General features: G+C 67.6%; 11 protein-coding genes and 1 tRNA gene. 8 read left to right on the top strand and 4 right to left on the bottom strand.

From position 1 onward, the window contains the following. A partial coding sequence (locus tag WAL33_RS09300) for a PQQ-dependent sugar dehydrogenase (RefSeq protein WP_422180682.1) occupies positions 1-807 on the bottom strand: 807 nt, incomplete at its 3' end. A 162-nt stretch (positions 808-969) separates the two neighbouring features. On the opposite strand from WAL33_RS09300, the gene WAL33_RS09295 reads away from it, so the two are divergent. Continuing rightward, complete coding sequence (locus WAL33_RS09295; protein ID WP_422180680.1) at positions 970-2,052, top strand: glycosyltransferase; 1,083 nt, start codon at positions 970-972, stop codon at positions 2,050-2,052. A gap of 44 nt (positions 2,053-2,096) precedes the next feature. Then, positions 2,097-2,173 (top strand) — tRNA-Met (locus tag WAL33_RS09290). 100 nt (positions 2,174-2,273) lie between these two features. On the opposite strand, the gene WAL33_RS09285 is transcribed toward WAL33_RS09290, so the two are convergent. Continuing rightward, positions 2,274-3,104, bottom strand: a complete 831-nt coding sequence (locus WAL33_RS09285; RefSeq protein ID WP_422180678.1) for a phytanoyl-CoA dioxygenase family protein — start codon at positions 3,102-3,104, stop codon at positions 2,274-2,276. 671 nt (positions 3,105-3,775) lie between these two features. Here WAL33_RS09285 and WAL33_RS09280 point away from each other — a divergent pair. The 5 genes from WAL33_RS09280 to WAL33_RS09260 all read left to right on the top strand — a co-directional run bounded on the left by WAL33_RS09280 (position 3,776) and on the right by WAL33_RS09260 (position 7,003). Beyond that, positions 3,776-4,186, top strand: coding sequence for a YciI family protein (locus WAL33_RS09280; protein ID WP_422180676.1), 411 nt, complete (start codon positions 3,776-3,778; stop codon positions 4,184-4,186). Beyond that, entirely contained in the window at positions 4,183-5,448 is a 1,266-nt protein-coding gene (locus tag WAL33_RS09275; RefSeq protein ID WP_422180674.1) for an RNA polymerase sigma factor, read from the top strand. Before WAL33_RS09280 ends, WAL33_RS09275 begins: the two co-directional genes overlap by 4 nt. An 88-nt stretch (positions 5,449-5,536) precedes the next feature. Next, complete coding sequence (locus WAL33_RS09270; protein ID WP_422180672.1) at positions 5,537-5,959, top strand: VOC family protein; 423 nt, start codon at positions 5,537-5,539, stop codon at positions 5,957-5,959. Positions 5,960-5,993: 34 nt separating this feature from the next. Next, a complete protein-coding gene (locus tag WAL33_RS09265; RefSeq protein WP_422180670.1) occupies positions 5,994-6,521 on the top strand; it encodes an SRPBCC family protein in 528 nt (175 codons plus the stop codon). Between the two features lie 128 nt (positions 6,522-6,649). Next, entirely contained in the window at positions 6,650-7,003 is a 354-nt protein-coding gene (locus WAL33_RS09260) for a PilZ domain-containing protein (protein WP_422180668.1), read from the top strand. An 82-nt stretch (positions 7,004-7,085) separates the two neighbouring features. On the opposite strand, the gene WAL33_RS09255 is transcribed toward WAL33_RS09260, so the two are convergent. Further along, on the bottom strand, positions 7,086-7,523 hold the full coding sequence (locus WAL33_RS09255) for a helix-turn-helix domain-containing protein (RefSeq protein WP_422180666.1): 438 nt from the start codon (positions 7,521-7,523) through the stop codon (positions 7,086-7,088). Between the two features lie 187 nt (positions 7,524-7,710). Then, positions 7,711-8,535, bottom strand: coding sequence for an acyl-homoserine-lactone synthase (locus WAL33_RS09250; protein WP_422180665.1), 825 nt, complete (start codon positions 8,533-8,535; stop codon positions 7,711-7,713). A 269-nt stretch (positions 8,536-8,804) separates the two neighbouring features. Between WAL33_RS09250 and WAL33_RS09245 the strand changes: the two genes are divergently transcribed. Then, complete coding sequence (locus WAL33_RS09245; RefSeq protein WP_422180663.1) at positions 8,805-10,793, top strand: methylmalonyl-CoA mutase family protein; 1,989 nt, start codon at positions 8,805-8,807, stop codon at positions 10,791-10,793. Positions 10,794-10,910 lie beyond the last annotated feature (117 nt).

The raw sequence follows: 10,910 nt of genomic DNA, 5'->3' as shown, positions 1-10,910 counted from the left end.
GTGCTCGACGGTCCACAGCTCGCCGGTCCACGGATTGATCGTCGCGCCCTGCAGGTTGCGGTGGCCCCTGGACCAGATCTCCGGCTTGGCCTGCGGGTTGCCGACATAGGGATTGTCGGCCGGGATCGCGCCGTCGGGGCGGATGCGGATCACCTTGCCCAGGGCCGCGTCCAGCTTCTGGGCCTGCATGCGGCCGGGAAGGATCGAGCGTTCGCCGGTGGTGACGAACAGCGCCCCGTCGCGGGCGAAGGCCAGGCGGCCGCCGAAGTGCAGGGACGAATCCATGGTCGGCAGCTGCCGCCAGATCACCTGGACGTTCTCCAGCTTCGGCGCGGCGCCGGGCACGAGCTTGCCGCGCGCCGCCGTCGTGCCGTTGCCGCCCGCGCGGGGCTCGGCATAGGTCCAGTAGATCAGGCCGTTCTTGGCGTAGTCGGGGTCCAGGGCCACGTCGAGCAGGCCGCCCTGGCCCTCGGCATAGACCGCCGGCATGTCGGCGACGGCGGGCGACAGCTTGCCGTCGGCCCCCAGGATCCGCAGGCGGCCGGCCCGCTCGGTGACCAGCTTGGAGCCGTCGGGCAGGAAGGCCAGGCCCCAGGGATGGTCCAGGCCCGTGGCCAGGGTCTGGACCTGATAGGCCACCCCCAGCTTTTCCTCCGGCGCGCGGGTCTGCTGGGGGAAGGCCGGCTTCTGGTCCGGGGCGTTGGGCGGACCGGTCTCGACCGGCGGATTGGGCAGGGCCTGGACCGTATTGGCGGGGCCGCACGCCGACAGGACCAGCGCGGCGAGGGCGAGATGGCGAAGACGCATGAGGACTGTCCTGGCGAGGGGAGACGATGGGTCAGGTGACTACGTTGTCATCGCGACGTGCTATTGTCATCCGCTCCATCGTGACAGTCCAAGAGGCGTCGTTGACTTGCGGGGCGCCGCCGACGAAGGTCCGGCCTTTCCCGAACCGAGACGGAGCCTGCCTTGACCGCCATCCTGCACGCCATGTTGGGCAAGGGCTTGGGCGGTCTGGAGCAGGTGTTCCTCGACTACCAGCCGGTGTTGGAAGCCTATGCCGCCCGACACGGCGGGACGGCCACGGGCCTGGTGCGGGCCGGCGGCAAGGTCGCCCTCCAGCAGAGCGGCCGCGTCCCGCCTCTGGCGACCATGCCGGCCTATACAGACTGGGATCCGGTCACGCTGGGCGCGGCCCGAAGGATCGTCCAGGCGACCGCGCCTGACCTGATCCTCAGCCACGGCCAGCGCCCGGCCCGCCTGATGGCCAAGGTCGCGCCGCCTGGAGCCGTGCTGGCGATCTGCGTGCACAAGCCGGTCTTCGACGTCGAGGCGTCCGGTCCCCACTTTGGCCGCACCCATTATGTCTGCGTCGGCCGGCACCTGGCCGACCTGGCGATCGAACGGGGCGTGCCGGCGCAGCGCGTGCACTTCGTCCCCAATGCGGTGAAGCCGCCGACGACCGTGGCGACGCCCTTCCGTGACGGTGTCTGTTCGCCGCGCATCGTCGCGGCCGGCCGCCTGCACCCCAAGAAGGGCTTCGACGTGCTGATCGCCGCCCTGGCCCTGCTGCGCAATGGGTGGGAAGGTTTTGGGGGTCAGGCTTTCGACTGCGAGATCGCCGGCGAAGGTGACGAGCGCGCGAAGCTGGAGGGGCTGATCGCCAAGCACAACCTGGGTGGACGCGTGCGCCTGGTCGGTTGGCGGGGCGACGTCTCGGGCTTCCTGGCGACCGGCGACGTCTTTGCCTTTCCGTCCTACCAGGAGGGTTTCCCGCTGGTGCTGCTGGAGGCCATGGCCGTGGGCCTGCCCGTGGTGTCGGCCGCGATTCCAGGACCGGTGGAGATGATCGAGGCCGGCGCGGACGGCGTCCTGGTCCCGCCGGGCGACCCGGCCGCCTTAGCCCAGGCCCTGGCCGGCCTGATCGCGACGCCGCAAAAGGCCTGCGCGCTGGGCGTGGCGGCCCGCGCCAAGGTCCTGGCCGACTATGGTCCGCAAAGCCTGCAGCGGCGTCTGGACGCGGTGCTCGATCTGATGCTCGGACGGACTTGAAGCCGCCCCCGCTTTGCGCTTATAAGCCCGCCTCCGCTTCGTGCGGCTGGGTAGCTCAGATGGTTAGAGCGGTGGATTCATAACCCACAGGTCGGCGGTTCGATCCCGCCCCCAGCCACCACGCGGTTTGCTCCAAAATACGAACCCGCACCGGCGACGAGGGCCGGTTCGACGAGGACGGCTTCTTGGCGTCCCGCAGGCCCAAGGCGGCTTTCGTCGTCCTATAGCCGCACCCCGTACCGGTAGCTCGGGCTGGGCGTCGAGGGGCCGTATTCCAGTTCCAGGATGAGTCTCGGCGCGTCGAGGCAGCGCGTGCCGGTGTGGAAGACGAATGGGTCCTCGGCGAAGCCGAAGCCGGCGTCTCCAACCACGCTTTTCAGGTTCCCGGCGCCGTAGCGTTTGACGACGTCGCGCCCGTCGTGGGCCAGGACCAGGGTGAGCTGGTGGCGGAGCGCGCGCCGGTCGTGGCTGCCCCGGATGTACTGATGCGGACCGGATCGTTCGGTGACGGGCGTGATGTAGAAGAAGAACTTCAAGGTCTGCCAGTCGTTCATGTCGAAGTGGAAGCTGTCCTGGGCGGCCGCGTGCAGGTCGGAAGCCTTGATCCTCTCGCCGGGAAAACTCCACCACAGGCGCGTCCGGATGTGCTCCGCCCGCTTGCCCAGATAGCTGTCGGCGACGCTGCGCAGCAGGGGATCGGCGACTAGATCCATGATGGCGGCGCAGCGCTGGACGGTGTCGAAATAGTAGGCGGCGACCACGTCGTGATCGCGGTCGGCGTTGACGGCGGCGATGTCGCCGGGAAGGAAGCCCGCGCGGGCTTCGTCGCGCTCGAAACAGGGATGGGTGCGCGCGAAGGCCAGGATCTCCGCGAGGACCTCGGGCTTCAGCCGGAACCCTTCGGCGAGGCCGTCGCGGACCAGGGTCGGGATGACGGCCGAGGGATCGTCCACCTCGATCCTGGCGCTGGGATTGAGGGCGATCGGACTGGGTTTCGCGCGCCGCAGGAAGCGCTCCGCCCGCCGGATCGGCAGCAGACGCCCGAAGGTCATGAACAGCAGCCAGGCCGGCCGTTCGCGGATGTAGGTAAGGTAGACGGGCGCCTTGGTTAAGATCCTCGACAGGATCGGGGGGAGACGCGGCTCGGGCTCGAGAAGCGGAGCGCTGCACCCCAGGGAAATGGGCACGCGGGTACTGGGCACGCGGGTACTGGGCACTGAACCATGCGTCCTGTGGTTGATCTCGGAGCTAGGCCAACGGCCTTCGAACTGAGTAGGTTCCCAATTTCAGTAAGGGTTTTCCAGGTGCGCGCGCGATTGCCCAAAAACGCGTCGAACATGCTCGGGAACAGCGCCCGGCCGGCGCGCGCGGGGGCTGGGAGATCAGTCCTGGAAATAGCTTCGGCGACGCGCGCTGCGGCGACGACGGCGAATGGCGTCAATGCGAGGCGCTATGCTCGGCCAGGCCAACATGCCGAGCAGGAACACGATGACGAATGTCGAAAGCCATAGAATCACGCGAACGGCTCCTGGTTACGAGCGCCACCTCCCCTTTGCCGTGGTGTGTTTATGGTTTTGTGTCGGCGACCGGACCGTCAAGGAGCGCCTTGGCGAAAATAGGGCTCCTTCACCGTGGGAGAAACCCGAGCGCCCGATTTTTCGAGCCCGTGATGTCGGATTGCGGGGTTCCTGATCGTCCTGGGTGCGACAAGGTGCGCGGTCCGATGCTGTATGCCATTCTCTGCTACAATTTCGAGGATGCGATCGGCGCCTGGAGCCCGGCGGAGGACGCCGTGGTCATGGCTCGCCTGGGGATGGTCGAGGCCGGCCTGGCCGCCGCCGACCGGCTGGGGGCGGTTGCCCGCCTGCTGCCGACAACGGCCGCCGTCACCCTGCGCAAGGGGCGCGAGCAACGGGTGATCGACGGGCCGTTCGCCGAGACCAAGGAGCAGCTCCTGGGGTTCTATGTCGTCGATTGCGGGGACCTGGAAGCGGCGATCGACGTGGCGCGGGACCTGACCGCCGCCAACCCCGACCGGGGCGCCTATGAAATCCGTCCGCTGGCCGTCTATCGTCCCGGCCATCTGGCCGAAGCGCGGGGGAAGCCGGATCGCGTGAAGGGAACGGGGGCATGACCATCGCCAATATCGACGCGGCCTGGATCGACGCCGCCCTGACCGCGGCCCGGCCTCAGGCGCTGGCGGCTCTGCTGCGCTATTTCCGCGACCTGGACACCGCCGAGGAGGCCTTTCAGGACGCCTGCCTGCGCGCCCTGAAGGCCTGGCCCAAGAACGGTCCGCCGCGCGACCCGACCGCCTGGCTGATCCTGGTCGGCCGCAACGCCGCCCTGGACGGGGTGCGCAAGCAGAGCAAGTCGGCGCCGCTGCCGCCGGAAGAGCTGATCTCCGACCTGGAAGACGCCGAGGCCGCCCTGGTCGACCGGCTGGACGGCGATCATTATCGCGACGACGTGCTGCGGCTGCTGTTCATCTGCTGCCATCCGGACCTGCCGGCCACCCAGCAGGTCGCCGTGGCCTTGCGCATCGTCTCAGGTCTCTCCGTGCGCCAGATCGCCCGCGCCTTCCTGGTCGGCGAGTCGGCGATGGAGCAGCGGATCACCCGCGCCAAGGCCAGGATCGGGGCGGCCGACGTGCCGTTCGGCGCGCCTGACGCGCAGGAGCGGGCCGCGCGGCTGAACACCGTGGCGGCCATGGTCTATCTGGTCTTCAACGAAGGTTATTCGGCCGGCGGCCAGGCGCTGCTGACCCGCGGCTCGCTGTGCGGCGAGGCCATCCGCCTGGCGCGGTTGCTGCTGCGATTGTTCCCCAGCGAGCCGGAGATCATGGGCCTGACCGCCCTGCTTTTGCTGCAGCACGCCCGCGCCCCGGCCCGTTTCGACGCCGAAGGGGCGGTGGTGCTGTTGGAGGATCAAGACCGGGGCCTGTGGAACGGACGGATGATCGCCGAAGGCCTGGCCCTGATCGACAAGGCCGTGCGCCATCGCCGGCCCGGCCCCTATCTGGTGCAGGCCGCCATCGCCGCCGAGCATGACCGCGCCGAGCGGGCCGAAGAAACGAACTGGACGCGCATCGATCTGCTGTACGGCGATCTGGAGCAGTTGGCGCCGTCGCCGGTGGTCACCCTGAACCGCGCCGTGGCGGTGTCGAAGGTGGCGGGGCCCGGGGCGGCCCTGGCGATGATCGAACCCCTGGCGCCCAAGCTGTCGGGCTATTTTCACTTCTTCGGCCTGAAGGGCGGGCTGCTGCTGCAACTGGGGCGCAAGGACGAGGCGCGCGTCGCCTTCGACCAGGCCATCGCCCTGGCCAACACCGCCGCCGAGGCCGCCCACATCCGCCTGCACCTGGACCGGCTGATGAAGGAAAGCGCCGGCCAATAGGCGAAAAAGTTTCCGGCGATTGTCGGGAGGGCGCCGCGCCGCGCGTCCTTCGCACGACCCCGACCCAACCTCTTGCCAGGAGAGACCCATGACCGACACCCAACAGCAGATGCCCCCGCTGCCGCCTGTCTCCGGCGGCATCGTGCCCTATCTGTCGCCGACCAACGCCGGCCAGGCCGCCGACTTCTACGTCAAGGCCTTCGGGGCCCAGGACCTCTACCGCATCCCGCCGGACGAGCAGGGCCGGACCATGCACATCCACCTGCTGATCAACGGCAATTCGCTGATGCTCAGCGACTTCTATCCCGAGCACGGCTACGCCCAGGAAAAGCCCGCCGCCTTCTCGCTGCACCTGCAGGTCGACGACGTGGACGCGTGGTTCGAGCGGGCCGTCGCGGCCGGCTGCCAGGTGACCCTGCCGGTGCAGGTGATGTTCTGGGGTGACCGCTACGGCCAGTTGAAGGACCCTTATGGGTTCTCTTGGTCGATCGCCACCACGCCCAAGGCCTGACGCCGAGACCGGCCAGAACACGCAGGGGACAACCATGCTCAAGATCATCGCTATCGTCGTCGCCGTCGCGATCGTCGCCCTGCTGGGCTACGCTTCGACCAAGCCCAACCACTTCCGCATCGCCCGCTCGACCATGATCAAGGCGCCGCCGGAGAAGATCTACGCCCTGATCGACGACTTCCATAAATGGGGCGCCTGGTCGCCTTACGAGAAGCTCGATCCAGCCATGACCCGCACCTATGGCGGTCCGGCCAGCGGGCTGGGCTCGACCTATGCCTGGAGCGGCAGCGGCAAGGCCGGAGCCGGGCGCATGGAGATCGTCGAGGCCGCCGCGCCGTCGAAGCTGGTCACCAGCCTGGACTTCACCAAGCCGATGCAAGCTCACAATAGGGCGATCTTCACCTTGGCCCCCGAAGGCGACGCCACCCGCGTCACCTGGGCCATGGAGGGGCCGTCCCCGTTCCTGTTCAAGGTGATGGACGTGATCTTCAACATGGACAGGATGGCCGGCAAGGATTTCGAGGCCGGCCTGGCCAGCCTCAAGGCGGAGGCCGAGCGGTAGGCCCGCTGGGGCGCAGCACGGCGATTTCCGAGCGTTTCTGGCCGATAATCATGGCTTGAGACGTGGTTAGCGGCAAATAAACCGTTCCGCTGCACCGCCGATTAACGCCGCCGCGCGTTGGTAGGGGCATGTCCAAATTTGGTTCTGACGCGGCTCTTGATCGGCGCATCGGCCCTCGCACGGCGATGCAGCATCCCGCGAAGGTGCTCTGCGGCGCCTTTGCGTGGGACTGCGTCGTGCGCGACCAGTCCGAGACGGGTCTGCGCATCCAGATGCTGTCGAGCACCATTCCGCCGACAAGCGTTCAGCTGGTCAATCTGGTCAGCGGTTACGCCCATGACGTGAAGGTGGTCTGGCAGAAGGACCGCGAATTCGGCCTCAAGATCCTGCGCAGCCACGACCTGCGGGGTCTGGCGCCGGCCGCGCTGCAGATGGCCAAGCGCATCTGGCAGGCCAGCCAACGCAACATTTCAGCCAGCTAGGCGACCAAGACGACGGGCCAAAAAAGTTCGGGCCCCGGCGAGCAATCGCCGGGGCCCGAACCGATTAGCGGTCGTCGCTGGTTCAGGCGGAGGTTTCGACCCGAGCGGCGTCTTCAGCCATGGCGCGAACCAGGTCGAGAACCTGACGGCGCACGCGGCCGCGGCCGATCTTGGGGAACACTTCGGCCAGTTCCAGACCCTCGGGGGTGGTCAGGAATTCCTGCACGATCCGTTCGGCCTTTTGGCCGACTTCGTCGCCGTCCGAACCTTCCATAGGGTCGGCCAGGCCATCGAAGAAGAACGCCACCGGGACCTGCAAGGTCTTGGCGATTTCATACAGCTTGGAGGCGCTGACGCGGTTGGCGCCACGCTCGTACTTCTGCACCTGCTGGAAAGTCAGGCCCAGCGAATCGGCCAGTTGTTCTTGGCTGACGCCTAAAAGCTTGCGACGCATCCGGACACGGCCACCGACATGCAGATCGACGGGATTGGGGCGCCGGCCCTCGGTTTCTTCGCTCAAGTTTCGCCTCCAAAGGTTGTCTCCACACAATGACACGTCCGACACGTTCATGGAACGACGACATGGCAAGGCGCGGCGTTAGGTCGCTGAAGCCGGGTTGGTTAGTCCCAGGCTCGCGCTAACCCATGGAGGTACACGCCTCGATTTAGGCGAATTCCAGGCAAGATTGTTTCAGGCTTGGCAACCTCTAGGCGTTGAGTTGATCCGCTTGGCGGCGATCGTCGCGTTCGGCCCAGATGCGGCGGGCCTCGCCGAAGACGTCGTTGAGTCGGTAGAGCGTTTCGGCGGCCAGTTGTTCGTCTCGCGCCGAACCGGGACGGCGCTGCGGGACCTGGGCGCTAATGGCCTGGCGCTGCACGGCGGCCAGATCGCCGAACGCCCGCAGGTCTAGCTCGTCGACGTGGTAGCCGACCGATCCGTCCATGCCGATCGCCTCGCGCACCCGATCCAGCAGCGCCTGCGACAGGGCGATCTCGGAGCCGGCGACCACGCCGTAGGCGTAGGGCCGGGGCAGGCCGACCAGCCGGGTGTCGATCGGCGAGTTCAAGATCCCCGGATACAGCGACATGTCGATCATGCCGACGAAGCGCGAGACGCCGTTGATCAGGGCCAGCTCCATCGCCGCGGCCCACACCTCGAACACCCGGGCGCCGCGACCGGGCCCCTTCTTGGCTCGATAGACCTCGGTGGTGAACAGGCGGGTGGCCTCCCAGACGTCGGGCCCCTTCTTGGGCGTTTCTTCCGGCGCGATCAGATGGGGGAACTTGTCGGCCAGCATGCAGCGCGGTTCGGTGGGGTGCAGGCGTAGGCCGACCTCCAGCCTCATCGCGTCGTCGAAGCCGAGCAGGTAGATGGCGCTCAGATCATCATAGTCGTCGATCTCGCCCCCCTCGAGGACGACCAGGTCGACCCAGCCGTTCTTCTCGACGCACTGTTCGCGCCGCTGCTGGTGCATGGCCCACAGCTGGGGGCCGTAGAGGTGGCGGTTCTGCGATGTGACGATGTGGATCATGGCTTCCGCCCCCTGGTTGGACGTCGCCATAGGTCACAGTTCTTTCACGCGGCGCGATAGGCCAAACGGCCTATGGGCGCGCGTAGGTTGCTGACGCCATCCTCAAGTATCCGCTCCACAGCCTGGCGGGTGGTTTTCGACCGTGGTGCGAGGTGGTGACGGGCAAGCGGCCGTTCTAAGCTTCTCTTCGCTTGTGCGATATTGCGTCGCAGCAAGAGCCGGTTCACTATCGTTGGTAATTAAGAACGATAAGGCGATCGGGAGCGAGGATGTCAGGCAAGCCGTACCAGCACGCGCCGGATGCGCCGTGGATTTTCCGGACCTATGCCGGCCACTCCACGGCCGAGAAGTCCAACGCGCTGTATCGGGCCAACCTGGCCAAGGGCCAGACCGGCCTGTCCGTCGCCTTCGACCTGCCCACCCAGACCGGCTACGACGCCGACCACATCCTGGCGCGCGGCGAGGTCGGCAAGGTGGGCGTGCCGATCGCCCACCTGGGCGACATGCGCCAGCTGTTCGATCAGATCCCGCTGGAGCAGTCCAACACCTCCATGACCATCAACGCCCCGGCCGCCTGGCTGCTGGCGATGTACGTGGCCCTGGGCGACGAGCAGGGCGCCGACCGCAAGTTGCTGCAGGGCACCACCCAGAACGACCTGATCAAGGAGTATCTGAGCCGCGGCACCTACATCTTCCCGCCGGGCCCCAGCCTGCGGTTGATCGGCGACATGATCGCCTGGTGCTATATCGAGGTTCCGAAATGGAACCCGATGAACGTCTGCAGCTACCACCTGCAGGAGGCCGGCGCGACGCCGGAGCAGGAGCTGGCCTTCGCCCTGGCCACCGCCATCAGTGTGCTCGACACCGTCAAGGCCGGCGGCCAGGTGCCGGACGAGGACTTCGAGATCGTCGCCTCGCGCATCAGCTTCTTCGTCAACGCCGGCGTGCGGTTCGTGACGGAACTCTGCAAGATGCGGTCGTTCACCCGGCTGTGGGACCAGATCCTGCTGGAGCGCTACGGGGTGCAGGACAAGAAGGCTCGGCGCTTTCGGTACGGCGTGCAGGTCAACAGCCTGGGCCTGACCGAGCAGCAGCCCGAGAACAACGTCTACCGCATCCTGATCGAGGCCCTGGCGGTCACGCTCAGCAAGGATGCCCGCTGCCGGGCCTTGCAACTGCCGGCCTGGAACGAGGCGCTTGGTCTGCCGCGTCCGTTCGACCAGCAGTGGTCCCTGCGCCTGCAACAGGTGTTGGCCTATGAGACCGACCTGCTGGAATACGAGGACCTGTTCGACGGCAGCCACGTGGTCGAGGCCAAGGTCGCGGAGCTGTCGAAGGGCGCGCTGGAGCAGCTGGCCCTGATCGACGCGATGGGCGGAGCCCAGAACGCCATCGACTACATGAAGACCGAGCTTGTCGGCTCAAACGCCAGGCGGGTGCGCTCGGTCGAAACCGGCGACATGACCGTGGTCGGCGTCAACCGCTGGACCGACAGCGAGGACTCCCCGCTGTCGGCCGGGGAGAGCAGCATCGAAACCGTCGATCCGCGCCTGGAGGCCGGTGTCGTCGAGCGACTGAAGGCCTGGCGCGCGGCCCGCGACCCGGTCGCCGCCGAGGCGGCCCTCGCCGACCTGAAGGCCGCGGCCGCCGATGGCCGAAACATCATGGAACCCTCGATCGTCGCCGCCAAGGCGGGCGTCACCACCGGCGAGTGGGCGGGGGCCCTGCGCGAGGTGTTCGGCGAATATCGCGGCCCGACCGGCGTGGCGGTGGTGGTCTCCACCGGCGAGGCCGAGGATGTGGAATCGGTGAAGGCCGAGGTCGAGCGCGTCTCGCACGTGCTGGGCCGCACCCTGACCTATCTGGTCGGCAAGCCTGGTCTGGACGGCCACTCCAACGGCGCCGAACAGATCGCCACCCGGGCCCGGGCCTGCGGCATGGAGGTGATCTATGACGGCATCCGCTCGACCCCCGACGAGATCGTCCGCCGCGCCAAGGAGGGACGTGCTCACGTCGTAGGTTTGTCGATCCTGTCGGGCTCGCACCTGGACCTGGTGCAGGAGGTCATCCGCGTGATGCGCGCCGAGGGCCTGGGCCACATCCCCGTGGTGGTCGGCGGCATCATCCCCGACGGCGACGCCCTGATCCTCAAGCAGATGGGCGTGGCGAGGATTTACACCCCGAAGGACTTCAAGATCACAGAGATCATGGGCGACGTGGTCAAGCTAGTGGAAGCGGCGGCGCTGGCGGAGGCCTAATCCCGCCCCAGCCGCCAAGCCGCCGCCAGCCCCAAGAGCGCCAGCGGCACGAAGGCCCAGAACAGCCACAGGCCGTGGGCCAGGCCGCTGGCCGGGGTGACGCCGTGGGCGAAACCC

Origin of the sequence: Caulobacter sp., assembly GCF_049283275.1 — a bacterium.
Taxonomy (GTDB): Bacteria; Pseudomonadota; Alphaproteobacteria; order Caulobacterales; family Caulobacteraceae; genus Caulobacter.
The sequence above is the reverse complement of the archived record's forward strand: the minus strand, read 5'-3'. Positions and strand labels throughout refer to the sequence as shown.